The organism is Terribacillus jepli (assembly GCF_047228925.1).
Lineage (GTDB): Bacteria > Bacillota > Bacilli > Bacillales > Amphibacillaceae > Terribacillus.
This window is the reverse complement of record NZ_JBFEGH010000001.1, coordinates 193,628-216,589: the sequence shown is the minus strand read 5'-3', so window position 1 is coordinate 216,589 and position 22,962 is coordinate 193,628. Positions and strand designations below refer to the sequence as shown.

At 45.3% G+C, this 22,962-nt stretch carries 30 protein-coding genes and 1 pseudogene; 10 read left to right on the top strand and 21 right to left on the bottom strand.

Annotated features, from left to right (window positions below; all coding sequences use genetic code 11):
- The first annotated feature begins 120 nt into the window (after positions 1-120).
- Entirely contained in the window at positions 121-1,164 is a 1,044-nt protein-coding gene (locus tag AB1K91_RS01130; protein WP_413087493.1) for a hypothetical protein, read from the top strand.
- Between the two features lie 214 nt (positions 1,165-1,378).
- Here the strand turns inward: AB1K91_RS01130 and AB1K91_RS01125 are convergent.
- From AB1K91_RS01125 to AB1K91_RS01115, 3 genes and pseudogenes are all read right to left on the bottom strand, one after another.
- A pseudogene (locus AB1K91_RS01125) lies at positions 1,379-1,786 on the bottom strand (GNAT family N-acetyltransferase); the annotation flags it as partial.
- 204 nt (positions 1,787-1,990) lie between these two features.
- Positions 1,991-2,212, bottom strand: coding sequence for a hypothetical protein (locus AB1K91_RS01120; protein ID WP_413087492.1), 222 nt, complete (start codon positions 2,210-2,212; stop codon positions 1,991-1,993).
- A 56-nt stretch (positions 2,213-2,268) separates the two neighbouring features.
- Positions 2,269-2,928: a bifunctional 4-hydroxy-2-oxoglutarate aldolase/2-dehydro-3-deoxy-phosphogluconate aldolase gene (locus tag AB1K91_RS01115; RefSeq protein WP_413087491.1), complete on the bottom strand. Its 660-nt coding sequence runs from the start codon at positions 2,926-2,928 to the stop codon at positions 2,269-2,271.
- A gap of 96 nt (positions 2,929-3,024) precedes the next feature.
- Here AB1K91_RS01115 and AB1K91_RS01110 point away from each other — a divergent pair, with 96 nt between their 5' ends.
- A complete protein-coding gene (locus AB1K91_RS01110; protein ID WP_413087490.1) occupies positions 3,025-3,786 on the top strand; it encodes an IclR family transcriptional regulator in 762 nt (253 codons plus the stop codon).
- Between the two features lie 35 nt (positions 3,787-3,821).
- On the opposite strand, the gene AB1K91_RS01105 is transcribed toward AB1K91_RS01110, so the two are convergent.
- The 4 genes from AB1K91_RS01105 to kduI form a co-directional block, all read right to left on the bottom strand.
- Complete coding sequence (locus AB1K91_RS01105; RefSeq protein ID WP_413087489.1) at positions 3,822-4,772, bottom strand: sugar kinase; 951 nt, start codon at positions 4,770-4,772, stop codon at positions 3,822-3,824.
- 57 nt (positions 4,773-4,829) lie between these two features.
- Positions 4,830-5,840, bottom strand: coding sequence for a 2-keto-3-deoxygluconate transporter (kdgT, locus tag AB1K91_RS01100; protein ID WP_413087488.1), 1,011 nt, complete (start codon positions 5,838-5,840; stop codon positions 4,830-4,832).
- A gap of 215 nt (positions 5,841-6,055) precedes the next feature.
- Positions 6,056-6,832 (bottom strand): 2-dehydro-3-deoxy-D-gluconate 5-dehydrogenase KduD, encoded by a 777-nt coding sequence (gene kduD / locus AB1K91_RS01095; RefSeq protein ID WP_413087487.1) that lies wholly within the window; start codon positions 6,830-6,832, stop codon positions 6,056-6,058.
- Positions 6,833-6,844: 12 nt separating this feature from the next.
- On the bottom strand, positions 6,845-7,675 hold the full coding sequence (gene kduI, locus AB1K91_RS01090; protein WP_413087780.1) for a 5-dehydro-4-deoxy-D-glucuronate isomerase: 831 nt from the start codon (positions 7,673-7,675) through the stop codon (positions 6,845-6,847).
- Between the two features lie 315 nt (positions 7,676-7,990).
- Between kduI and AB1K91_RS01085 the strand changes: the two genes are divergently transcribed.
- From AB1K91_RS01085 to AB1K91_RS01075, 3 genes are all read left to right on the top strand, one after another.
- Positions 7,991-9,655 carry a LytS/YhcK type 5TM receptor domain-containing protein gene (locus tag AB1K91_RS01085; RefSeq protein WP_413087486.1) on the top strand — a complete coding sequence of 555 codons (1,665 nt, stop codon included), beginning with the start codon at positions 7,991-7,993 and terminating at the stop codon, positions 9,653-9,655.
- Between the two features lie 2 nt (positions 9,656-9,657).
- On the top strand, positions 9,658-10,383 hold the full coding sequence (locus AB1K91_RS01080; RefSeq protein WP_413087485.1) for a LytR/AlgR family response regulator transcription factor: 726 nt from the start codon (positions 9,658-9,660) through the stop codon (positions 10,381-10,383).
- 110 nt (positions 10,384-10,493) lie between these two features.
- On the top strand, positions 10,494-11,723 hold the full coding sequence (locus AB1K91_RS01075) for an L-lactate MFS transporter (RefSeq protein WP_413087484.1): 1,230 nt from the start codon (positions 10,494-10,496) through the stop codon (positions 11,721-11,723).
- Positions 11,724-11,757: 34 nt separating this feature from the next.
- Here AB1K91_RS01075 and AB1K91_RS01070 read toward each other — a convergent pair whose 3' ends face one another.
- Both AB1K91_RS01070 and AB1K91_RS01065 read right to left on the bottom strand, forming a co-directional pair.
- On the bottom strand, positions 11,758-12,309 hold the full coding sequence (locus AB1K91_RS01070; RefSeq protein WP_413087483.1) for a GNAT family N-acetyltransferase: 552 nt from the start codon (positions 12,307-12,309) through the stop codon (positions 11,758-11,760).
- A 158-nt stretch (positions 12,310-12,467) separates the two neighbouring features.
- Positions 12,468-12,722 carry a hypothetical protein gene (locus AB1K91_RS01065; RefSeq protein WP_413087482.1) on the bottom strand — a complete coding sequence of 85 codons (255 nt, stop codon included), beginning with the start codon at positions 12,720-12,722 and terminating at the stop codon, positions 12,468-12,470.
- Positions 12,723-12,977: 255 nt separating this feature from the next.
- Between AB1K91_RS01065 and AB1K91_RS01060 the strand changes: the two genes are divergently transcribed.
- The 3 genes from AB1K91_RS01060 to AB1K91_RS01050 are packed head-to-tail and all read left to right on the top strand — an operon-like array spanning position 12,978 to position 14,693.
- Positions 12,978-14,144: a cation:proton antiporter gene (locus AB1K91_RS01060; RefSeq protein WP_413087481.1), complete on the top strand. Its 1,167-nt coding sequence runs from the start codon at positions 12,978-12,980 to the stop codon at positions 14,142-14,144.
- A gap of 59 nt (positions 14,145-14,203) precedes the next feature.
- Positions 14,204-14,374 (top strand): hypothetical protein, encoded by a 171-nt coding sequence (locus AB1K91_RS01055; RefSeq protein WP_413087480.1) that lies wholly within the window; start codon positions 14,204-14,206, stop codon positions 14,372-14,374.
- 28 nt (positions 14,375-14,402) lie between these two features.
- Entirely contained in the window at positions 14,403-14,693 is a 291-nt protein-coding gene (locus AB1K91_RS01050; protein WP_413087479.1) for a DUF2975 domain-containing protein, read from the top strand.
- Here AB1K91_RS01050 and AB1K91_RS01045 read toward each other — a convergent pair.
- From AB1K91_RS01045 to AB1K91_RS01000, 10 genes are all read right to left on the bottom strand, one after another.
- Entirely contained in the window at positions 14,658-14,990 is a 333-nt protein-coding gene (locus tag AB1K91_RS01045) for a CHY zinc finger protein (protein ID WP_413087478.1), read from the bottom strand. The two genes, AB1K91_RS01050 and AB1K91_RS01045, sit on opposite strands and share 36 nt — an antisense overlap.
- A 1-nt stretch (position 14,991) precedes the next feature.
- Positions 14,992-15,519 (bottom strand): signal peptidase I, encoded by a 528-nt coding sequence (gene lepB, locus AB1K91_RS01040; RefSeq protein ID WP_413087477.1) that lies wholly within the window; start codon positions 15,517-15,519, stop codon positions 14,992-14,994.
- Positions 15,520-15,615: 96 nt separating this feature from the next.
- Entirely contained in the window at positions 15,616-16,104 is a 489-nt protein-coding gene (locus tag AB1K91_RS01035) for a YbaK/EbsC family protein (RefSeq protein ID WP_413087476.1), read from the bottom strand.
- A gap of 70 nt (positions 16,105-16,174) precedes the next feature.
- The gene (locus AB1K91_RS01030; RefSeq protein ID WP_413087475.1) at positions 16,175-16,753 is read right to left on the bottom strand and encodes an AAA family ATPase; all 579 of its coding nucleotides are present in this window, start codon (positions 16,751-16,753) and stop codon (positions 16,175-16,177) included.
- Complete coding sequence (locus AB1K91_RS01025) at positions 16,750-17,103, bottom strand: VOC family protein (RefSeq protein WP_413087474.1); 354 nt, start codon at positions 17,101-17,103, stop codon at positions 16,750-16,752. The genes AB1K91_RS01030 and AB1K91_RS01025 overlap by 4 nt, the downstream gene beginning before the upstream one ends.
- Before the next feature lie 98 nt (positions 17,104-17,201).
- On the bottom strand, positions 17,202-17,771 hold the full coding sequence (locus tag AB1K91_RS01020; protein WP_413087473.1) for a hypothetical protein: 570 nt from the start codon (positions 17,769-17,771) through the stop codon (positions 17,202-17,204).
- A 1-nt stretch (position 17,772) separates the two neighbouring features.
- A complete protein-coding gene (locus tag AB1K91_RS01015; RefSeq protein ID WP_413087472.1) occupies positions 17,773-18,660 on the bottom strand; it encodes a helix-turn-helix domain-containing protein in 888 nt (295 codons plus the stop codon).
- A 123-nt stretch (positions 18,661-18,783) separates the two neighbouring features.
- Complete coding sequence (locus AB1K91_RS01010) at positions 18,784-19,368, bottom strand: LOG family protein (RefSeq protein WP_413087471.1); 585 nt, start codon at positions 19,366-19,368, stop codon at positions 18,784-18,786.
- Between the two features lie 12 nt (positions 19,369-19,380).
- Positions 19,381-20,466, bottom strand: a complete 1,086-nt coding sequence (locus AB1K91_RS01005; protein ID WP_413087470.1) for a DNA alkylation repair protein — start codon at positions 20,464-20,466, stop codon at positions 19,381-19,383.
- 69 nt (positions 20,467-20,535) lie between these two features.
- Positions 20,536-21,162 carry a LysE family translocator gene (locus AB1K91_RS01000; RefSeq protein WP_413087469.1) on the bottom strand — a complete coding sequence of 209 codons (627 nt, stop codon included), beginning with the start codon at positions 21,160-21,162 and terminating at the stop codon, positions 20,536-20,538.
- A 221-nt stretch (positions 21,163-21,383) separates the two neighbouring features.
- Here AB1K91_RS01000 and AB1K91_RS00995 point away from each other — a divergent pair, with 221 nt between their 5' ends.
- Together AB1K91_RS00995 and AB1K91_RS00990 are read left to right on the top strand one after the other, a co-directional pair.
- Positions 21,384-21,692, top strand: coding sequence for a GNAT family N-acetyltransferase (locus AB1K91_RS00995; protein WP_413087468.1), 309 nt, complete (start codon positions 21,384-21,386; stop codon positions 21,690-21,692).
- Between the two features lie 79 nt (positions 21,693-21,771).
- A complete protein-coding gene (locus AB1K91_RS00990) occupies positions 21,772-22,230 on the top strand; it encodes a YrvL family regulatory protein (protein WP_413087778.1) in 459 nt (152 codons plus the stop codon).
- 22 nt (positions 22,231-22,252) lie between these two features.
- Here the strand turns inward: AB1K91_RS00990 and AB1K91_RS00985 are convergent, their stop codons facing one another.
- Together AB1K91_RS00985 and AB1K91_RS00980 are read right to left on the bottom strand one after the other, a co-directional pair.
- Positions 22,253-22,363 (bottom strand): YjcZ family sporulation protein, encoded by a 111-nt coding sequence (locus tag AB1K91_RS00985; RefSeq protein WP_413087467.1) that lies wholly within the window; start codon positions 22,361-22,363, stop codon positions 22,253-22,255.
- 158 nt (positions 22,364-22,521) lie between these two features.
- Positions 22,522-22,899 carry a KGG domain-containing protein gene (locus tag AB1K91_RS00980; protein ID WP_413087466.1) on the bottom strand — a complete coding sequence of 126 codons (378 nt, stop codon included), beginning with the start codon at positions 22,897-22,899 and terminating at the stop codon, positions 22,522-22,524.
- Between the last annotated feature and the right edge of the window lie 63 nt (positions 22,900-22,962).

The following is a 22,962-nucleotide window of genomic DNA, read 5'->3' as shown; positions in this document are numbered from 1 at the left end:
GTCGGCAAATAATCATTATCCGATGGGTTAAAAAACCGGTAAGCGATCAGCTAAGGAAACCCATTCGGAGTATGATAATCAAATCATCCGTCCATACTGCTCACTAGTGAGGTGGTAAGGATGGATGCAAAACCAAATCTACTATATTCGATGCTGGACGGGTACAAACCAATTCGTAATCTACTAGGTTTAGGTGATCCGAGTGTACAAAAAATAGATGACCAATGGTGGATGTTCTTCGGAGGGTTCCAGCGCAATTTCAAAAATAATCTGTTCAGCGCAAGCCTCCCCAAAGGAGCCCCGCTGACGACAGCTAATGCCTGGCAGATCACAACTTACCCTGGAAAACCACACAAAGCAAAACCTTTGCTTCCTCAGCCAAAGGAGGCTGCTTGGGATCGGTATGGGCTGCATGAGCCCTGTTATGTCGAAGGGAAGGTAAATGGGAAGGCTGTACGCCGTATCTACTATACGGGTCGGAGCGCAAGCAATGTCTTGGGAAATGAATCTCCTTTTTCCATCGGCTGTCTGGAAATGAGGTATGGCAGATGGTTCCGTTATCCAAAGCCAGTTATGGTAGGAACTGTACGAAATGACAGTGTACTAGCCCCCAAAGTGATCTATGATGAGGGCAAATGGAAGATGTGGTTCGCCGCTACGCCCCACGAACCAGCCAAAGGGGATATTCCAATGCATGAGGTATATGCAGCCGAAAGCGAGAACGGCTTGGACACATGGTCAAAGCCCCGTTTGTTTTTCACCCGGGAGGATGCTTTCACGCATGCAAGGCCGAAGCGGATTCATGATATGTACTACCTGATCGTCAGCCGCTGTGGCAATGCTTTTGGTGAAGACACGTATAAACCGCAAGATCTCTGGCTATTCAAAAGTAAGACCGCCAGCTTTACAAGAGCGGATTGGTCGGAAGAGCCGAAGCTTGTTCTTAAAGCAGACAATGGGGAAGCCTGGTACCAAAATGGCATATTCGGTTCCTGTCTATGTGTTGATGATAACGGGGAACTTATCGTTTTCTTTTCAGCTATCAATAAATCTATCTATTGGCTTAATGAAGCGAGCCATCGACTTAAAAGAGGAAAGAAACCCCCATATCCTGCACCATTCTATTTTACGGTCGGCAATATGCGTTTGAACAAAGTTACTTAAAAGAGAAGAGCAAAATAGCTCTTCTTTTTTAAGAAGAAAACGCGCATCATTTGCTTTCTGTTGGCTTATTCCATTCTGCAATTGAGACTTGCAGTGATATAGCACAGTATGGGGGACTTATGATAGTCAGCCATAGGCTTGGCAATACCTTTTCATCGAAACTAAAAGACGACAGCGTAACTGTCGTCTTTTTCAGGTCACTTATTAATCGTTATTAATATTTGATCCCAGCCTTTTCTTTTCCAAAGTGGCCCCCATTATCTACAAGTCCAAGGCTGGCATATAAATGATGTGCCTCCTTGTTATCTGGTTGATATCCGGCCACTATCTTATCAGCCTCTGGTAAATCCGCTATTTTTGAGATCATCATTTGTACAGCTTATTTGGCTATACACTTACCTTGATGGTCTTTGTTTACCATAATTCTATATATCCAGTAGCTATCAAGTTCTTCTTTTACAGTATTGAACATTAAGAAGCCTACGATAAAATCGTCTAAAAAAATCGTCAATGTCTTTTCAAATTTTGATTGAGCTATAGAAATGCTATTAGGCTCAATAAATGATTCTTGATCTTCCGATACGCTTAACTGACAGCATTCATACCAGTTATCACCGTTTACTAATGAGTTTTACATCTAATTCGTTGATGGTCATTCCCCTTCCAAACATCTTTTTAGTAGCGCGTTACCTCTTTCTTCTGCTTTGTGCTATATACTGGATTGAACCTTTTCATTCTGAACGCCTCCTTAAAAGCTGTGGAAGACTCCTGACTTCCGAAACTAGTTGAATTACCCTGATTCTAGCATGTATTTCTTCTTTTTAGATTATGGATATCCTTTTCTTGTTAAATTACGAACTAATGCAGGCCCTCTCTTTAGACTTTCTACCCCCGCCATACTACAGAGAGAAGCAATAATCAATCCCGCACCTAAAAACTTCGCTGTCATATACAAGCCTGTACCCGCTGCAATATCAATCATGACAAATGAATAAATGGCTGTCGCTTTCACAACTACAATCACAATTTCACGTTTATTTGCTGACACGAAGCAAGCACCCCTCCTCCGTGTTCAGTTTATGTGCGAGGCAGCTTGACTCATGTTCAAATATTCACACGATCAGTTCTTGCTTCTTTTACCTTTTGGATATACTGCTGGGCAATCGAAGTAATTTTGTCATAGTCTCCTGTTGCGGCAGGCGCCACAAGATTGCCGCCAACCCCGACAGCTACCGCCCCATTCTTCAGCCAATCGCCGACATTTTCCAAGTCCACTCCGCCTGTTGGCATGATATTCGCCTGCGGAAGCGGAGCTTTTACCGCTTTGATAAAACTTGGACCAAAAGCACTTCCCGGGAAGAGCTTGATAATATCAGCTCCCGCTTCCATCGCCTGCTTTATTTCTCCGATCGTCATACAACCCGGCAAATAAGGAACCTGATACAGATTGCATAGCTTGGCAGTTTCCGCATCAAATGTCGGACTGACAATGAAACTGGCACCTGCGAGTATGGCTAGGCGGGCTGTTGTACTATCCAGCACTGTCCCTGCCCCTATGACCACATCTGTGTTTTCCCTATACTGGGCAGTAAGCTGCTTGATCACGAGTTCAGCGTCCTTAACAGTGAATGTCACTTCAATTCCTGTAAGACCGCCCTCTATACAAGCATCGGAAATCCGGATTGCCTGCTCCTTCGAATCGGCACGGACTACAGCTACAATTGCTTGGCCGGTAAGCTTGGCTAATACTTCTGCTTTTCTCATTTGCTTTCCCTCCATATGTGTACTGAATTTACAAACTCCAACCGTTCCCGTATCATAGAAGTAAGCAATGAATGCAATAGAAACGGAGTAATATCTATGTCCAATGTACAATCACTCGAACGTGCCTTGACTATTTTGAATACGCTTTCCGATTATCCCGATGGTCTGCCGATTGCGAAGCTGACCAAGCTGGTCGACCTGTCGAAGAGTACGACGCATCGGCTTCTGGCAACGCTTGTCGACATGAATTATGTCGCAAAGGATCCGGAGTCAGACAAGTATAAGGTCGGGTTACAAACACTTTATGTTGCGCGCAGCGTCTTGAATAATAACAATATCGCCAATGTGGCCAAACCTTATCTGAAACAGCTTTGTGCAGATGTCAATGAGACTGTTCACTTATGCATCGAGGATAAAGGAGAGATCGTCTACATCGATAAGCTCGAAAGCAATCAAACGATTCGCATGTATTCCCGGATTGGTAACAGAGCACCAATGTACTGCACTGCTGTCGGCAAAGTTCTTTTATCCGGCATGTCGACAGGAAGGCTCGATGAAATAGCTGATCTTACTACTTTTACACCGCGCACATCACGTACGATTACTTCCAAGGAAGAGCTGTACGCCGAAGTAAACAGAGTCCGGCAGCAAGAATATGCTCTCGATAATATTGAAAATGAAGAAGGTATCCGCTGTATTGCGGGTCCGATTTTCAGCCATGAGCATCGGATCGTGGCAAGCTTCAGCATATCCGGGCCAAGCAATCGAGTGACAATGGACAGGGTGAATGACGAATTGATTAGTAAGGTAAAAGCCTGCAGCGGGGAGATTTCCCATGCATTAGGCTATACCAAGTAGAGGAGAAGGCCCCCCAAGCGGAAGGCCTTCTTCTTTTATCCGATCGGCTCCCGTTTCATGAAATGCAGCAGCTCATCCCGATTTGGCAGACCGTCATTATCCCCTGGGGACATGACCGCCATTGCACCAATGGCAGCGCCCCTTGCAATGCTGTGCGGCAGCTCCAATCCTTCCAGCATTCCGCTCACAACGCCGACCGCAAAGCCATCTCCCGCTCCAACCGTATCGACAACTTCTTCGACCGGAAACCCTTCTGTATAAAATTGCGTACCATCCGCACAGCTCGTGAAGGCACCTTCTGCACCAAGCTTCAATACAACCGTCGGCACGCCAGCTGCATGGTAATGCGCAGCAATATCAAGCACATCTTTTTTGCCAGTCAATTGCCTTCCCTCCGCTACACCTGGAAAGATGATATCCGCTTGGCTGGCAAGATCATTGATGACTTGTGCCATCTCCTGCTTATCAGGCCATAGTCCCGGCCGAATATTCGGATCGAATGATACTTGCAGCCCATTCTCCTTGGCTTCCTTCATCATTTGAAAAACGAGTTCCCGACAGCTATCCGACAAAGCCGGCGGAATTCCTGTGAGATGGAGAAGGTCATAATCAGCCCATTTTATTTTCTTGATCAGCTTTTTGTCCATATGTGAAGCTGCGGAATTCTTTCTCGCCGAGAAAACTTCCGGATCACCAATCTTGACTTTCTGCTTCCATTGCATCCCTGTCACAAATTCGGATTCATAGCCAATATAGGAGGTATCAATCTTATTTTTCCGTAAAAATTTATGAATGTTCCTGCCGAAGGGATCCAAGCCCAGCTGCGTGATATACGTCACCTGATGTCCAAGGCGTGCCATTCCGATGGAGAAATTCACTTCTGCCCCCGCGATGAAACGGGAAAAGCGTTCGGCATCATCCAGCAGACCTTCCTGTTCCGCAACAAATAGCGCCATTGGTTCCCCGATTGTTAAGATCCTGCTCATCTGTCAACGTCTCCTTTATGCAAAGAGAGACATACTGTATATGCCTCTCCGTTTGTTTTATACAGTATTTGAATTGATATTATTCGGATCGATATCCGCATCATCCGAATTCCCGTTTTCCTTCTTTTTCATATACTGCGCCCAATAAGCCGTAATGATCGGCACGAGTATGGACGTAACAACTACAGATGCTGCCACAAGCGCAGTAGCTGCTTCTGCAACCGGCATGAATTCCGGAATCATCGTGGCGATGATCATCGGATTGGCAACTGCTGCGCCTGCTGTACTGGAAGCTGCGATGCCTGCTGTTCCGTTTCCTCCGCCGATATATTTATCTGCGATCATAAGCGGAATTCCTGTAACAACGATGACAAGTACACCAAGGATGATACCTGCAAGCCCAGTATCCAGGATGACGCCCAGATCGATGGAATTACCCAGTGCAAATCCGAAGAATGGAATCATGGTCTGTGTTGCTCTGCTGAAGAAGGCCCGAAGATCACTATCCAGGTTTCCAAGCAGGAAGCCGACCAGGAATGGAAGTACCGCTCCGACGAATACTTGCGGTTCAAACGCAGCCAGACCTGTCGAACCAAGAATGATCATCGTCATAAGCGGACCGGATTCCAACGACATGAGGACGAATGCCCCAGCTTCTTCTTTTGATCCGTACTGCTGCATGATCGATGCATACAAGCCACCATTCGTCATATCCATGGCAGCAACAAGTGTCAGGACGGAGAATCCGGCAAATAGACCAGTCTGAATACCGCCTTCAGGCAGAAACTGAGCTGCAATGATCGCTACGACCCATGCAACGGCAATTTTTGTAATGACGAGCGTTCCGGACTTCCGCAGAATCGTACCAGTCGATTTCAACTGGATGCCTGCCCCCATACAGAAGAACCACACAGCAAGGATCGGAATGGTACCCGTCATGAGTCCGCCAGTGAATGAACCGAAATATTCCGCCGAATTAGGCGCGAAGGTGTTGATGATTGCTCCTAAAAATAACGGTACGAGCATGAGCCCGCCAGGAATCCTCTCCATCGTTTTCATTATTTTCATTTTGCATCCCTTACCTTTCCTTATAGGTAATCGAGCAAAAGAAATTGAGATGTTTGAATCACTTTACGTGATATGCTATTTTTATAATGATCGACCAGATCATTGGAATGAGAGGGTGGCATACACAAAGATTCTCCAGATCTTTGGTCACCTTCCCAGTCCTCTCAATCTCTCTTTCCCGTCAAACAACTCCGATGCATGCATTCAAAGCTTATTTATCTCGCCAGCCAGCCTCCATCCACCGCCAGGATATGACCATTCATATAATCGGACGCACGGCTTGCCAGGAACACGACCACCCCCATCAAATCAGACGGATCTGCCCAGCGCCCGCTCGGTATACGGGACAGAATCTCAGCATTCCGTTTTTCATCAGCACGGATCGGCGCCGTATTAGCAGTCGCCACATACCCCGGTGCAATTGCATTCGTTTGGATATTGTAAGCTCCCAGTTCATTGGCGAAGGCTTTAGTCAATCCTGCGACAGCATGTTTGCTGGCTGTGTAAGACGGTACGAATTTGCCGCCTTGGAAAGATAGCATGGATGCAACATTGATGATCTTCCCGCCGCCTTGCTCGGCCATCACTTTCGCGGCTTCCTGTCCCAGCAGATAAACCGCATGCAGATTGACGTCCATGACTTTATCCCAATCTTCTTCCTTGTACTCCAGCAGCGGTGTCCGGATGATTGTACCTGCGTTGTTCACGAGAATATCGACCTTGCCGAACACATCCACACAGCTTGCCACAACCTGCTTCACTTTTTCCCTGTCTGTCAGATCAGCCTGATGGAAGTGTACCTTGCCACCCGTCTCTTCGATCAGCGCCTTCGTTTCCTCCCAATCATTTTGGTGCGTGACAACAAAGACATCTGCACCCGCCTTCGCCAAAGCTACTGCATAACCTTGCCCAAGCCCTTTGCTGCCTCCTGTCACGATTGCCACCTTGCCGGTCAAACTGAAATAATCCATGGAAAAGTCCATCAAACTCATTGTTATCCCCCTTTAGCGAAGCTCATCCATCGACACCTGGTCCATGTCGGTGTACGTTTTGTTTTCACCAGCCATTGCCCAAATGAATGCATAATTGCTTGTAGCACTGCCGCAGTGGATGGACCAAGGTGGTGAGATGACAGCTTGTTCATTTTTCATGACAAGATGACGTGTTTCATTCGGTTCACCCATCAAATGGAACATACGTGCATCTTCATCCAAGTCGATATACAGATAGGCCTCCATCCGGCGATTGTGCGTATGGGTCGGCATGCTGTTCCAGACGCTTCCACTCTCGAGAATCGTAATGCCCATGGCGATTTGACAGCTTTGAATGCCTTCCAGATGAATGATGCGGCGAATGACACGCTCATTTGCACTTTCTTTTGCCCCCATTGCATTTCCTGGAATATCACGGAATGATGCGTGTTTCGTCGGGTAGGAAGTGTGAGCTGGCGCAGAAAACAGATAGAACTTAGCAGGATTTGTTTCATCATTGCTTGCAAAAAGCAGCTCCTGTTTCCCCTTACCGATATACAGACAATCTTTATTCGCCATCTCGTAAGATTCTCCATCAACGGTTATTGTTCCATTGCCACCAATATTGAAAATGCCGACTTCCCGTCTTTCCAGGAAGTAATCTGCTTTGATTTCATCATAACCTTCCAAAGCAACTGCACTTCCGGCTGGCTGGATACCACCGATGATTGTCCTGTCCTCCATGCTGTACACAAGCTTGACTTCCCCTGACACAAAAAGTTCCTCAACTAAATAATGATTGCGCAGTTCCTCGGTGGTGAATGTCTTTGCATGCTCCGGGTGAGTCGAATATCGTAATTCCATCATCTTCATCTCCTTACTTTTTTGTGGTTCCCAACACCCAATGTAACCCCTTACATTCGCATTTAAAATAATGATACCAACGGGATCGATAGATTCACTTCGTTCCGCAATACGGAACATTGTTTCATTATATTAATTATAGCGCTTTCATTAGGATAAATCCAGCCTCATTATGCATTATGACATATTATTTACATGCCGGAATTCTAACCAAATGAATCTATCATTCTTCTCACCAATCATTATCACATCCATTCCCTTCCAGTTTAAATTTCTGATAAACTATTATCAATACAGATGAAAGGGATTACACCTATGCATTCAACTTTGGAAATGATCATATCGATTTTTGAACGTGCTGCCTTGCTGTTGATCATCTTGTTTTTCTTGACTAAAATCAAAGGCTTCAAGGAAATCCTCCAGAAGGAAAATCATTCGATTAGTGAGATCACCGTGCTGACAGTTGTCTTTTGCAGCTTTGCCATATTCGGAACATATTCCGGAATCGAAGTGGAAGGTTCCCTTGTCAATATCAGGACCGTGGCCATCCTGTCAGGCGGGATATTATTCGGACCATGGGTTGGCATCATTACAGGCATTGTTTCCGGGCTTCACCGTTATCTGATCGATATCGATGGCATCACCTCCCTGCCATGCTTGATCACCAGTGTGACCGCCGGTTTTGCCTCCGGCTTCATCAACCAAAGGATCAAAAAGCATCGATGGTGGTATGTAGGAATCATTGCAGGTGTTCTGAGTCAGGCATTGACCATGCTTTTGATCATTGCACTCGGAGAACCGAGATCCCAAGGAATTTCCATCGTCGAACAGATTGCCGTTCCCATGATGGTCGGCGAAATCAGCATCGGCTTACTCATCTTGCTCGTCCATAATATCGAAGGAGAAAAGAAACAGATTGCTGCTGCACAAGCGAAACTCGCCTTGGATATCGCCAATAAGACACTTCCTTATTTCCGTTCCATCACGCCAGCTTCCTTACAGCGAATCTGTCAGATCATCAAGGAGGAAATCGGTGCGGACGCAGTGGCCATAACCGACACCGAAACAGTCGTGGCTTATTACGGTCTCGGAGAAGAGCGCTATCGGGATACGACATCCATCGTCAGCGACATGACAAGGCAAGCCTTGTCCAGCGGGCAAATTGTCATCCGAAATGAAGTGGATGATCATCACCTGCCGCAGATGCACTGTTTGCTGATTGTGCCTTTCAAGGAAGGCGACGAGGTGACAGGTGCTTTGAAGATTTATTATGAAAAGAAAAACCGCATCACCGATTCACTGCAGACACTTGGAATAGGATTGGCACAAATCATTTCGAACCTGATGGAAATCTCCCGAATCGAACAGATTAAAGAAACTGCCAATAAAGCTGAACTGAAGGCGCTCCAGTCAAAAATCAATCCGCATTTCCTGTTCAACTCCTTGAATGCGATTGCCTCTACGACGAGGCGCGATCCGAACCGGGCACGGGAGCTGATCCATAACTTATCTGGCTATCTGCGCTATAACTTAGAGCTTCATGATGAAATGATCGCCATTGAAGAGGAGCTCAAACAAGTGCGCGATTATGTAGAAATTGAAAAATCCCGTTTCGGTGACAAATTGCAGATTGTGTACGATATCGATCCCGTCCAAATAAAAGTGCCAAGTCTGCTGCTGCAGCCATTGGTGGAGAATGCCATCCATCACGGAGTACGGAAACGGAAGTGGAAAGGCGTTGTCTATCTCTCCGTCAAAGCACGAGAACGTGATATCCGTATCAGCATACGGGACACAGGAGTCGGCATCGATCCAGAAATTGTCGACAAACTATATCGGAATGAAGCAAGTGTGAAGAATATCGGGCTGGCAAATGTGCATCAGCGTGTCCGTCTTATTTACGGCAAAGGGCTGACCATCAATCTGCTTGATCCCGGTACCGAGATTTACTTTGATATACCAGTAAAGGAAGGGAAATGAACATGACGTTACGCGCAATCATTGCAGAAGATGAATTCCCAGCACAAGAAGAACTGCAGTATCTGATTGATACATACAGTTCCATCGAGGTGACAGAATGCTTCGATGATGGATTGGATGTGCTGAAATATTTTCAGGAACACACGACGGATGTCCTGTTCCTCGACATCAATCTGCCCTCCCTCGATGGCATGATGCTAGCGGGGAGTCTAGCCAAATTCAAGCATAAGCCAATCATCGTTTTTACAACCGCCTATAAAGAACATGCTGCCAAGGCATTCGAGCTGGAAGCATTCGACTATATATTAAAGCCTTACAGCGAGGAACGAGTTGCAACAATGCTTAAGAAGCTTGAAACACTGAATGCCCCGGTCGAGACAGAGAGGATGGAAACTGCATCGGCACGACTGAATGTCTGGAAAGATGAAAAGATTTATGTAATCAATTTAAAAGATATCGCATATGCCGAAGCCGATGAAAAACAGACGAATGTTCATACAAAAGACGAAGTATATACCTATCCTGGTTCCATCAGTACATTTGAACAGCAGCTTCCTACAGATACGTTTTTCCGTTGTCATCGTTCCTATATTGTAAACACGGAAAAGATACATGAAATCCTGCCTTGGTTCCATAATACGTATCTTGTCAAAATGAAGGGATTGAACGAGCAGATTCCGGTAAGCCGGAGTAAAGCAAAATCATTCAGACAGATCATGCGCCTTTAAAGACCATTCATTCCTACATACGTGCAATTCATGAGAAACCGCTTTCACAAACGTCTGCAGCGGTTATGATATAACCATCAAGACAACGTAGATGAAATGAGGGATTTCTCATGAAAACGGAAACAAATCGCTGGCTTATCGTTCTCGGTACGATTATCACACAAATTGGTCTAGGTACTATCTATACATGGAGTCTATTTAACCAGCCATTGGCTGATGCATATGGATGGAGCGTCTCTTCTGTGGCCATCACCTTCTCGATTACGAGCTTTGCTTTGGCAGTATCGACTCTTTTCGGAGGAAAGCTGCAAGATAAACTAGGTATCAAGAAACTGGTCATCCTTGCTGGTATCTTGCTTGGTGCGGGACTGATTCTAAGTTCTTTTGCTACATCACTCTGGCTCATCTATCTATTGGCAGGTGTCGTTGTCGGTTTTGCCAACGGTATTGCTTATATCACGACATTATCCAATGTCATCAAATGGTTCCCAGAAAAGAAAGGTCTCATATCCGGTATTTCGGTAGGGGCATTCGGGACAGGCAGTTTTGTCTTTAAATATATCAACCAAGCATTGCTCTCCTCTCTAGGTGTGCAAGGCACCTTCCTCATCTGGGGAATTGCAGCCCTCCTCTTGATCAGCGGCGGGGCATTCTTCCTTAAAGATGCCATCCTTGGGCAGGAAACAAATGTCGGGGCTGTAAATAAAAACTACACAATAAAGGAAATGCTTCATACAAAACAAGCATACATTCTATTCGTCATCTTCCTGACAGCATGTATGAGCGGTTTGTATTTAATCGGTATCGTCAAAGATGCCGGCATGGAACTTGCCGGTCTCTCTGCCGCAACAGCAGCTAATGCCGTCGCAGTCGTGGCCATCTGTAATACAACCGGCAGGGTCGTGCTGGGCGCATTATCCGATAAAGTGGAACGACTATACTTGGTTGCAGCAGGTTTGCTTGTCACCGCAGGAGCAGTAGCAGTACTAAGTATGGTGGAACTGTCTACAACTTTGTTCTTCGTCTGTGTGGCCGCCGTTGCTTTCTTCTTCGGGGGGAACATCACTGTCTTCCCGACTATCATTGCTGATTATTTCGGATTGAAAAATCAAAGCAAAAACTACGGCGTGATTTATCAAGGTTTTGGAATCGGGGCACTGGGTGGCTCATTCATTGCATCACTGCTTGGCGGTTTTCAGCCGACATTCATAGCCATCGGCGCCCTTTGCATCATTTCTTTCTTACTTGCAGTTACAGTTCGCAGTCCGCAGCAGCCGGCTGCTAAAGAAGACCGCGAGCGGCGACGGCATTCACGCCCTATTCCATCCCAGCAGCATTAATAAGTAAAACCAGGGGCAAAGATTGCTCCTGGTTTTACTTTGTACGTGCATCTGTCGCCAATATGGAATACTTATAATGGTCTTCGAACTGGCCACTGATCCGCAGCAAGTCCCGCTCCAGACCTTCCCTTTGAAAACCACATTTCTCAAGGACTGCAATCGACCCAAGATTTCGGGGCATGACACCTGCTTCGACTCTATGGAACTTTGCTTCCCCAAAAGCAAAATCCAGCGCGAGCTGTACAGCTTCTGTCATATAGCCCTTTCCATTATGTGCTTCATCCAGCGAATAGCCGATCATGCATTTTTCCGCTGTTTTTCGCTCAATGAAAAATAAAGAAACGGTTCCTATCAGAGAGTCATCTGGTTTCAGGAATATTCCGAATTCGTATCTTATGCCTTCCTTCCAATCCTTCTTGGCAGCTTCGATATTTTTTCGATATTTCTCCAAGTCATAATCCGAATCACTGCGTTCCACGGGTGAAATGGATTCGAAAAGTTCCCTGTTCCGCAAGTTCAAATCCAAAAGCTCACTGGCATGCTTTCCCTCAAGCGGCTTGATTTGCAGTCTTTCACTTTCATACATACTTGTCCTCCCCCTTCCAATATCATTATAGCAATAAGAAGAGGAATCTGCGCACATGCTACAGACTCTCTCCGTGATAGGACGCAATCAAATAGCTTGCACTGATTGGGTGATAATTCGTCTTTGATGAAGGTCTTTTCACTTCATCCTCGACTTCATTATTTGCTGTCAGCCATTGATACCAAGCGCCATGCACCGAATCGATGGAATAGTTCTTCATAATGATCACTATAGACACATTTCCCGTTTGGTCCATGCATCTGGGCGGATGCTGTCAGCGTCTCATCCATATGGTACCCTTCATGATCGTCTTCGTAAATGTCATTAATTGCTTGAGGATAATAGAATGCGAGAGTTTCTTGGGTATGCTGATAACGCCCCTGTTTTGTATGAAAATCAAATGTGTTTTTCACATCCACCACTCCTTGGTACAGGTTACCTCACCTGTTTTCCCGTTTCCGCCTGCAAGAAACAGATGAAAAAGTGGTTGTTTTCGTTTTAATCCTGCTCTATAATGAGTAACTATAATCAATTACATATGCATTTCTACGGAGGAGCCTGCCACCCCAGGTTCCTCTGTGTCCATTTTAGGCATATCCACAGTGAAACTGTCGGATATGCCTTTTTTGTGTCTTGAAATGCATAAATAAAATTCAAAGGAGTCAGATATGGAATTCATCTTACACTTAGCTTTAATACTTGTGTTCACAAAGATCGCTGGACAGCTAGCTTTGAAAATCGGGCAGCCATCCGTCCTGGGGGAGCTTCTTGCTGGTGTCATCCTCGGACCCGCAGTGCTCGGATGGATACAGCAGACATCCTTCATTCATGAATTCTCCGAAATTGGTGTACTTGTCCTCATGTTCATCGCCGGCTTGGAGACAGATTTGGAACAGCTGAAAGCAAACTGGAAATCTGCTTTTACCGTTGCCGTTCTCGGTGTGCTTTTCCCATTCATCGGCGGTTACAGCCTTGCACTCCTATTCGGTATGAGTCAAGGGCATGCATTATTCCTGGCCTTACTCTTCTGCGCGACCAGTGTCAGTATTTCCGTTCAGGCCTTGAAAGAAATGAACAAACTGAATTCCAGGGAAGGCACGACAATCTTAGGCGCAGCTGTCGTTGACGATATTCTCGTTGTAGTATTGCTTGCCGTATTGATGAGTGTGCTAGGTACAGGCGAATCAGTCAGTCTTGGTGCGTTGATCGGGAAAAAAGTACTCTTCTTCGGTGTCATCATCGCTGCCTGCATTTGGCTGATCCCAATGGTAATGAGGCTGTTCGCTCGCTTCCAAGTAAGTGAGACCATTGTCTCTGCTGGCATCATCCTGGCACTTGTGTTCAGTTACTTTGCCGAGTATATGGGCGTTGCAGGTATCATCGGCGCATTTGCAGCTGGTATTGCAATTTCCCAGACCAAGCATAAGGAAGTCGTCGAACACAAATTAGAGCCGATTGCCTATGGCGTCTTTGTGCCTGTTTTCTTCGTCAGCATCGGGTTGAATATCAGTTTTGAAGGGGTTGGATCACAGCTTCTATTCATCGTGCTCATCAGTATCATGGCGATTGTGACGAAGCTGTTCGGCGGAGCGCTTGGAGCAAGATTGACTGGGTTCAATGGCAAATCCTCCTTGGCAATCGGAACCGGTATGGTTTCACGCGGAGAGGTGGCATTGATCATTGCAGGTACTGGATTAAGCTCTGGCTTACTTGATCCGGAATATTATACAAGCATCATCATTATGGTCATCGTGACAACACTTGTTACACCATCCATGCTGAAGTTCATCTTTTCTCGGACGGGAGACACTGCTGAGCAGCGTTCCGTGTCTTAGAATAATATCCGAATTAAATTGGCAATACCGTATAATGGAAGGAAAAGGATGTGACTAACATGCGACATCTAGTTTCTGTCACGTTATACAGTATGCTGATTCTGATCGATGCTGTTGTCATTCCGTTATCGATCTTTTGGTTGCCTTCGATGGCAAACGCCTTGACACAGCAGAATCCAACGTTTGCTTTTTACAGGAACCACTTCTATTCGATACGTATGTTACGTTGATTCCCTTCCTGCTTGCGCGCTTTGAGGCTTGGAGAATCATCAGGGCTGGCCCGCCTGCAAATCGCTGACACGAATAAAAATCAGTGCATTCCTAATTACCAGCATCTACGGAGCGGGTATCATCTTCCTGCTGCTCCATCAAGCTTTATATCCTGGCCTGGCTGTCATCGGGATATCCATCTTGCTGATTTGTCTTGGGATTGCAGCATTTGCAGTGCTTTTACATCGCCTTTTCCTTTCAAGCCTTGAGCTGGAAAGCAGAATAGAGAAAGAGGCTGCCAAATTAACGGCAGCCTCTTTCCATTTGTTCGAAATATAGATGATGATGCAGATTACAACCTGGGTTGAATGCTGCTTTGCAGTTTGGACATTGATTTGTATGCCTATATTGGTCGATGCTAAGTGTCGTTTTACACACACCGCAAAGTATGGCATGTTCATCGAATTGGTCTTTTGACCAGACTTCGGCTTGATGACCGGCCGTCTCTTCATGGCATTGGTGACAAGGATAGAATTTATTGCAGCAGGCGAACTTGATTGCTATGACATCCAATGGGGAGTGGTAATGCTCACATCTCGTTTCCCCATCAACTGTCTTTCCGTGTACCTGACACATATCAGGCTCCAATATGAAAATCAGAGAATGGATAGAAAGTCATCTTCACTTCTCCGATTACTTCTTCATCTGAAATGAAACCGAACATGCGGCTGTCTTTACTGTTCGTGCGGTTATCTCCCATCACGAACACTTCACCTTCCGGCACCTTCTCCTCGCCAGTCAATTCTTTGAGTTTGAAATCGCCCGTTACCATATCCTCCGGCAGATAAGATTGATCCTGGGCCTCACCATTCACATACAGCACGTTATCCATCACTTCGATTGTATCCCCAGGAAGACCGATTACCCGCTTGATATAATGGGCATCCGCATCGGGAGCGTTGAACACAATGATATCATTCCGCTCTATCTTCGAAACTTTGCTGACAATGACGTGATCACTATCATGGTACGTCGGCAGCATCGACTCTCCATGGACCGTTGACGGTGTAAATAAGAAATACCGGCAGCCAAAAGCAATGACAACAGCGATCCCGATTGCTTTCAACCAGGAAAATATCTCTTTTTTTGTATTATTATCTGACATGATTCTTTCTCCTAACCTATCTTTTTGTGAAGTATAGGGTACTTGCTTAGTTTAGCAGTGTCAGAGCTAGAAGCAAAGCAGGAGCTCTGACACACATCATTCCGTATCGCCAGCCCAGCTCTTGCATACATCTACCCATTCTTTCCCTTTGCCATATTCAGTAAGTTCTTCACAAGTCAATTCTATAGCTGAATTACTGCTTCCACAGGCAGGAAACACAGTGGAGAAACGTTTTAAGGATACATCCATATAGACCGGCAGATCGTTTTTCAACCCAAACGGACAAACCCCCCCAACAGCATGACCTGTTTGTTCCAATGTTTCATCAGCCGAAAGCATCCGTGCTTTTACACCGAAGAACTGCTTGAATTTTTTATTATCAATTTTTGCATCTCCTGCCGCAACAATCAAAACAGAATCTGCCGCTTCTTTCCCTCTGAATGCCAATGTTTTAGCAATGCGTGCAGGCTTCACTCCGAGAGCAGTTGCTGCAAGCTCCACCGTAGCACTGGACAGGTCGAGCTCTATGATATCACTGCTACGGTTGTAATTCGCTAAATATTTTTTAACGCTTTCGATACTCATTTCATAATTCACCTACTCTTCAAGCATTATTAATAGTACATCACAGTACAAGTCACATTGGATTATAAGACTATCTCCACCTCGATGTGAATCGAAACCAGTGGATCGACAGCCATGAGCGTCGATCCTTCTGCAGGCGAAGACCGGCATGTCTGCCGACAGCCTCGACTACCTCATTTATAGTCATGTTATCTGTTATCAGCTTATTTTCAAATAACGGATCCGATAAGCCTCGTACACAGCGCAATATCTGCTGAGCAGCCCAGGAACTCTGTCCATTGCCCCGCTTGGCAAGACGCTGGCGCAATGTTTCTTCTGAAGCATCCAACACAAAATGATAGACTTGGTGGTCTTGTTTTCGCAATCGGCCGATGGTTTCTTTGTAGTAGAGCGGATCAGTAAGGGTCATTGGAACGATGATGATGTCATCTGTATTTGCAGCTAAATAGGCGAGATGATCATGTACGATGGAACGCCAGAGTGAATGTTCCTGAAAATCAGGTTTCTGCATCGATTCCGGAATATTTTTCCTTATGTAAAAGCCTGCTCTTTCCGGATCGTATATGTAAGCATTTGGGAGGCGATTCTTAAGAGAAATTGCAGTTTGTGTCTTGCCCGAGCCGAATGCCCCGTTAATCCATACGATCATTTACGCTGCTCACATACCATGACGATATTGCCATCAGGATCTTGGAAATTGAAGAATGCGACAGCTTCATCTTCTTCCAAGCCCCTAACGATCCTGCCCCCTTGGGAAGTGACACGTTCATATGCCGAACGGATATCTGCTGTCTCGAGCATGAACGCCGGCCGGATATCTGGTGCATTGTTCCGGTTATCATCAATGACGAGTCCCCTTCCGTCGGCTGTTTCCATGAATTGCACTGGACCTGCTGCAGGCTCTGGCTCTGGCTTACCTAAAAGATTTGCATACCAATTCGCTGCTTTGTTCGCATCCTTCACATGCACGAATACACTGCCAATTTGGAAATCTGACACACTGCAACGCCTCCTCTTTTTTGAATATTTTACCATAGTGAGGATGCTGGCAATATAGGTAATAGGTTAGAATGAGAGCATAAAAAAAGGACCGGCATTTACGTATGCTGTCCTTTGAGGCGATGTGTCGTTTGTTCATCTGTATAATCCAAGTTCGGTACGGCGACTGCCAGCATGCAGAACGCTAGTCCTAATAGTATATTAATCACCAGTGGCACTTCCGTTTCCGTTACCGCTGCAAAATGCAATGACATCGTATAGATTAAGCCGCACATAACAACATAGAAGTATTTCATCACACGATGCTTTATCTTAATCCATATGACGGATAGCGGAAGCAGACAAGCTGCAATCGCCAAGGATATACCTGCCAATAACACAGCTTCATCGAGAAAAAAGGTGATGGAGATCAACTGCAGCTTCCCCGCAATATGAAGCAAGCCGGGAAGCAGCGCAATCCATGCTCCACTCAATACAATACATGTACCTAAGAGTTTTACGTAAGCAGAAGCTCTATGCAAGGGCTGTTTGAGAACGCGACGGGTGATCAATTCAGATACCATAAGCAAAAATGGCATTGGCATCCATACGAATAACACCTCACCCGGAACGCCTTGTTTCCAATACAATAAGATGAGCTGGATGACGTTGATCAACATATCAAGCATATCAGTCCAACTCTTCCTCGAAAGCTAGATTGATTGGTTCATCTTGCAAATCATATGTCATATCCAAATTCGTTGTCTGAACCGATTCATCTACTTCATCAAACCGGAAGCCATCCGCCCAGACTTTGCCTCTACCGGATAAAATCACTCCGAACGAAATGACCGCACTATTATCCGGGACATCGAGTACGATACGATATCGGGTCCAATTGGTCGAACCCTTAATCGGACGGTTGCTCATATTATCAAATTGGATTATATCGTCGGATGTATTATCCACTCTCATCCACATGCTGGCAAAGCTTTGGACATCTTCGGTTTTGATGAAGCAAGTAAGCTGCAGTCTTTTACCCAAATATTTTTTCGCCTTGAACTGCTGCATCATGGTTGCAAACTCTTCTGCCCCCATGACCGTCTTTGACTTTAGGTAGCCCGACGCCTTACCCTGATGTACCCGCTTATAGTCAATACCCATTTCATAATTGTGGGGATCGGATCCGCTTAATACCCATCCCCTTACTTGATTTGCTTCCATCTTTTCCTCCTTTTGATGCAGTGCTCCCCGCATCATGCGACGATATTTTCCTGGCGGAAGGTTGTAATGCTTTTTAAAAGCCCTGGTAAATGCCTCTTGAGACTCAAATTGATACATGAACGCGATATCGAGAATTCCCAATTCAGAATGCAGCAGCGCAGCCGATGCCCCTGCCAGTCTTCTCCGACGGATATAATCTGTGAACGACAGCCCAACAGAAGACTGGAACAATCGATGGAAATGGTATTTGGAGAAGCCAGCTTGACTGGCAACTTGATCCGCTGTGAGAGACTCATGCAAGTTATTTTCTATGAAAGAAATTGCAGTTTGTATGGCCGATTCATGAGCTAGCATTCATTCACCTCCTATGACTACAGCTTATCGTAAGAACATGATCTTTTTTTGATAAATTTTGCTAATTGAAAAATCGGATTTGAAGGTATGATCCCAAGAGAGAAAAATAAAAAACAGACGCTGTCACGTCTGCTCTGTCCTTTTGATGTATGTTTTAACTTCGGGTGCCTCATATTGACGAAATTTATCAAGGAGACTTGCCGGGTCGGCATCTACCAACGCCATTGCCCGATATTTCTCATGCATGAAACGTTCATCCGCCATGTGGTCGAATAAGTTCACCAGCAAATCATAATAACCCTCTATATTCAAGATACCGAGTGGCTTCTGGTGCAATCCGAGCTGGGCCCATGTGAAGATTTCGAAAAACTCCTCAAGTGTTCCCGGACCGCCAGGAAGTACCACGAAGCCGTCAGCCAGGTCAGCCATTTTCGCTTTACGTTCATGCATGGAAGAAACGACGATCAGTTCAGACACATGGGAATGCGCGATTTCCCGCTTCTCCAGGAAATCAGGCATCACACCGATGACATGCCCCCCTGCTTGCATCGCACCATTCGCCACAGCTCCCATCAATCCTACACTCGCACCGCCATACACAAGTGTCAGATTTTGGTCTGCCAATGTTTTCCCTAATTCCTTAGCCGCAGCGATGTATGCAGGCGTTGCACCCTCGCTTGAGCCGCAGAATACTGCAATCCGTTTCATCGTTCCACTCCTTTACTTAATCAGTTCGATATCAGTGTGCGCTATTTCTATACCATTAGCCAGCAAGACAATCCGGTGCACGCCTGGATAATGAATCCTGGTGGTCAAGTCTTTCCAGTTATGGGCCCGTTCTTTCATCACGATTTCTCCTTCTGTAAAAATCCGATCCGAGAGAAGGAATTTTTTCCTCGACGCCCCGCGCTTTTTAATAAAATCAATGGCATACTCCAATCGTAACTTTGTCTGCTTCCCCACTTTAAAGGAATACGTCAGACTAGCTGATTCTCCAATGTTTATGCGATGGCGATCCGCAGCTATCATGGCGTCTTTCAGATTTCCAACTGTTTCTTCATACCCGAATAAAGCCATTACTTCCGGTTCCCCGTTCCGCAGCAAGGTGCGGCATCCATGCCTGATGATCCAGTCTGTCTCTGGGGAAAATCCGCTCCAGCGTTTGGCCGTCTTAATGACCTTCTCGGGATGGTCCTTGGCAATATCATTCAAATTATTGGCGACACTTTTCCGTACATAGAGGGATGCATCAACTTTCAATAATTCCAGTACCTCAAAAATAGGACTAGGATCTGCTTTGAACTGCTTGAGTGCCTGTCCCCACGGTAGCCTTGGGCGACAGCCTTCGCTTGCCAAACGGCGTACATGATGATCATCTGATTGTGCCCATTGCAACATTCTTTTCATAATCCGCTCCGGTGAATTGATCAGGAATGGCCTGATGGCAAATTCTGCAGTCGATCGCTTCGTGAATTGCTCTAAAGCGTGAAGCGATAGTTCCTCATGCTTAGGCTCCTGTCCGAAAACTTCTACAAAGTCCGGGAAGAATAAATAAGGAAACCCTTCACATTGGTCCTGGATAGCCAGCAGTATACCTACAGCGTCCGGATAATTCCCTGGAAGGAAAGATCCGAGTACCTGGCTGATCTTCCGTATCCGACCTTTTAGTTCGAGATATTCCCAGCTCTCATCCATCACTCCTTCCACGAAGGCTCTGTGATCGAAGTCATGATAGGCTTGTTTCACCTTGGAAGCGAAACCTTCCAGGAATTCTCTCGTATACATAGCTTTCAGAGGTTCTGCCACCTTTACCGCCTCCAGGATATCTTTGTCTATATTCTACAGGAAAAAAGCGGTAAACTACAAATGGAGTTGTCAGAAAATACGCTTGAAAAATTGAACGAAGAAAAGGATGGCAAAATAGCTGAGAATTATTCCGGCGCCAATGGAAACCCATTTGACGAATGTCTCATTGACTACCTTCCTCGTACCTGCGACGATACTCATCAGGCCGATATCATGCACCTGTATACCTGCCAGGATACCGAGTCCGGCGACAATGAATGATAGCTCGCTCCCTTCAGAAAAACTGCTGGATAAGAAGGTTCCGAAAACGCTTATCCAAAATACGAGATTACTAGGGGAAACTGCTACAAGTAGTCCATTTTTGTAAGATGACAACAGCTTTTTTGTCGTTTTTTCACCGTTGATCGTAATCTGCTTGTCCGCATTTTTGATGCTGTCATATGCAATATACAATAAGAAAAGAGCACCAAGCAGCCACATTCCCGTTTGGACTGCCGGGACTGCCAAAATCGGGGCCAAACCGAGAAAAAGGGCGACCATCAGCAGAAAATCGACTGTCATACCACCGACTCCGACCATCCATCCATGCCAGAAACCGTTTTTCAAGCCCTGCTTCGTCATTTCTATCGTTACTGTTCCAACAGGCAAAGCGATTGAGAGCCCTAACAGCAAGTTTGTCAGAAACAAAGATAACATCGTTTATCACCGCCTAATAGATTACATTAAAAATACATAAAATTGATTATTTATACAACGAAGGGTCTATGCAGCTTGTCCAAACACCAAATCTGACTATGTCCAATTTCTGTTTCCGATGCACCAATTTTGGTCCGATCCTGATGTGACTGCCTTTATGAATAACAATCCTATGCAATCTGTAAAGCAAGCAGAAGAAATGATCTTATATATGAGACAACTTGATAACGTTAATTGCTACACAATCATCGGAATTATATCGACACGATGAACCAACGTGCGAAATCGGCTATGAGATAGACAAGGTATTCTGGCGAAGGGGATCTATGAGTCAGGCGTGGCAAATCTTGCTCGAAGAAGGCTTTCATACTATAGGGCTTAACAAGATTGAAGCAAAGTTGGAGCCTGGAAATATGCCTTCTCGCAGCCTATTGGAGAAATCAGGTTTTTATGAAGAAGGGACTTTACGTCAATATGAAAGATTGATGGTATTTTTCTGGATATGGCCATTACAGCCTACTTCGCGCTGACTATCCATCTATATGAAACTTCCAGCTGTATTATACGTATGAAAAGTCAGAGAGAAAATATGGGGTGATAGCGGTGGCAATGAGACAGACAAAGATGAAGCAAAACAAAGATTCAAAGATACTGATAACAATCATTCTATCTATATTAGTAGCATGTGCGGTTGCTTTTGTGGCCGTGATTTATTATTTCGGCTTCTTGGGTGCATTCAGTATCCTTGGGGTTGCTTACGAATCGCCTAAGCATCTAGCCATGTTTGTTGGCATTTATCTTGTTCTAAGCTTATTCGGGGAGTTATTCACAAAAGCCTTCTATCAGCTACTCATCAGGAAGCGCAAGACACAGACACTCCATGAATTTATGTTTGCCTTTTCTTTGAATTTCGTGATGAATTGGCTTATCATTTCCATCGTGAACGGCTTATATGATCCGGTAAAAATAGCTTGGTTTTCAGAGATTGTCCTTGCCGCCTTCATCGCACTGACCGAGGTGACCTTAGATCTCGAAACCAAAAAGAAGAAAGGAAGCCGCACTGAATGAACGCGGCTTCTTTTCCTTTTAATTAATAACCGTAGCCGCCAACGTAGGAAGCACCGATGATGATCAACAAGATGAAAAGTACTACCAAAAGCGCGAAACCGCCACCGTAACCTTTGCCATAACCTTCAGACACGATATCCCTCCTTTTTGATTCAAGTCATTCTATGTATGAGTCTTCATATGGGTACCGATTAACACATAAGAAATATCCCTTAAACAGCAAAAATCGCTTCCGAATCAGTGAATTCGGAAGCGATCACTTTTGCTTTCTCAATTGTTCACGCTGCTTTCTTAATTATTTTTGTTGGAACGGCCGCCTTTTGCGCCAATTTCCTGAAAATGCTTTTTATTATGAGCATCAGCATTTGCATTTCCGCCCTTGGAGCCGATTTCCTCATAGAAATCCTGTCCGTGACTATCAGCTGTCGCATTACCGCCTTGAGAACCTATATTCTGGAAATGTTCTTTGTCATGTGCATCAGCATTCGCTTGTCCGCCTTGAGAACCGATATCCTGGAAATGCTCTTTGTCATGCGCATCAGCATTCGCTTGTCCGCCTTTCGAGCCAATATCTTGATAAAATTCTTTGTTATGACTATTGGATGTTGCTTGTCCGCCTTTTTTACCTGCTTCTTCATAACTCATCTTATTATTGTTGTTCTGTGCCATGTTAATCTCCTCCTCCAGATGTCTCTTTCGTAGTAGTTTAACGTTGCGCGGCCGCGCTTAGTG

Excerpts from the sequence above, each read along its gene's own strand:
- AB1K91_RS01130 (WP_413087493.1), top strand. The coding sequence starts at position 121 with ATGGATGCAAAACCAAATCTACTATATTCGATGCTGGACGGGTACAAA.
- AB1K91_RS01115 (WP_413087491.1), bottom strand. The coding sequence starts at position 2,928 with ATGAGAAAAGCAGAAGTATTAGCCAAGCTTACCGGCCAAGCAATTGTA.
- AB1K91_RS01110 (WP_413087490.1), top strand. The coding sequence starts at position 3,025 with ATGTCCAATGTACAATCACTCGAACGTGCCTTGACTATTTTGAATACG.
- AB1K91_RS01105 (WP_413087489.1), bottom strand. The coding sequence starts at position 4,772 with ATGAGCAGGATCTTAACAATCGGGGAACCAATGGCGCTATTTGTTGCG.
- kdgT (WP_413087488.1), bottom strand. The coding sequence starts at position 5,840 with ATGAAAATAATGAAAACGATGGAGAGGATTCCTGGCGGGCTCATGCTC.
- kduD (WP_413087487.1), bottom strand. The coding sequence starts at position 6,832 with ATGAGTTTGATGGACTTTTCCATGGATTATTTCAGTTTGACCGGCAAG.
- kduI (WP_413087780.1), bottom strand. The coding sequence starts at position 7,675 with ATGGAATTACGATATTCGACTCACCCGGAGCATGCAAAGACATTCACC.
- AB1K91_RS01085 (WP_413087486.1), top strand. The coding sequence starts at position 7,991 with ATGCATTCAACTTTGGAAATGATCATATCGATTTTTGAACGTGCTGCC.
- AB1K91_RS01080 (WP_413087485.1), top strand. The coding sequence starts at position 9,658 with ATGACGTTACGCGCAATCATTGCAGAAGATGAATTCCCAGCACAAGAA.
- AB1K91_RS01075 (WP_413087484.1), top strand. The coding sequence starts at position 10,494 with ATGAAAACGGAAACAAATCGCTGGCTTATCGTTCTCGGTACGATTATC.
- AB1K91_RS01070 (WP_413087483.1), bottom strand. The coding sequence starts at position 12,309 with ATGTATGAAAGTGAAAGACTGCAAATCAAGCCGCTTGAGGGAAAGCAT.
- AB1K91_RS01060 (WP_413087481.1), top strand. The coding sequence starts at position 12,978 with ATGGAATTCATCTTACACTTAGCTTTAATACTTGTGTTCACAAAGATC.
- AB1K91_RS01055 (WP_413087480.1), top strand. The coding sequence starts at position 14,204 with ATGCGACATCTAGTTTCTGTCACGTTATACAGTATGCTGATTCTGATC.
- AB1K91_RS01045 (WP_413087478.1), bottom strand. The coding sequence starts at position 14,990 with ATGTGTCAGGTACACGGAAAGACAGTTGATGGGGAAACGAGATGTGAG.
- lepB (WP_413087477.1), bottom strand. The coding sequence starts at position 15,519 with ATGTCAGATAATAATACAAAAAAAGAGATATTTTCCTGGTTGAAAGCA.
- AB1K91_RS01035 (WP_413087476.1), bottom strand. The coding sequence starts at position 16,104 with ATGAGTATCGAAAGCGTTAAAAAATATTTAGCGAATTACAACCGTAGC.
- AB1K91_RS01030 (WP_413087475.1), bottom strand. The coding sequence starts at position 16,753 with ATGATCGTATGGATTAACGGGGCATTCGGCTCGGGCAAGACACAAACT.
- AB1K91_RS01020 (WP_413087473.1), bottom strand. The coding sequence starts at position 17,771 with ATGCTTGATATGTTGATCAACGTCATCCAGCTCATCTTATTGTATTGG.
- AB1K91_RS01015 (WP_413087472.1), bottom strand. The coding sequence starts at position 18,660 with ATGCTAGCTCATGAATCGGCCATACAAACTGCAATTTCTTTCATAGAA.
- AB1K91_RS01010 (WP_413087471.1), bottom strand. The coding sequence starts at position 19,368 with ATGAAACGGATTGCAGTATTCTGCGGCTCAAGCGAGGGTGCAACGCCT.
- AB1K91_RS01000 (WP_413087469.1), bottom strand. The coding sequence starts at position 21,162 with ATGTTATCTTTGTTTCTGACAAACTTGCTGTTAGGGCTCTCAATCGCT.
- AB1K91_RS00990 (WP_413087778.1), top strand. The coding sequence starts at position 21,772 with ATGAGACAGACAAAGATGAAGCAAAACAAAGATTCAAAGATACTGATA.
- AB1K91_RS00980 (WP_413087466.1), bottom strand. The coding sequence starts at position 22,899 with ATGGCACAGAACAACAATAATAAGATGAGTTATGAAGAAGCAGGTAAA.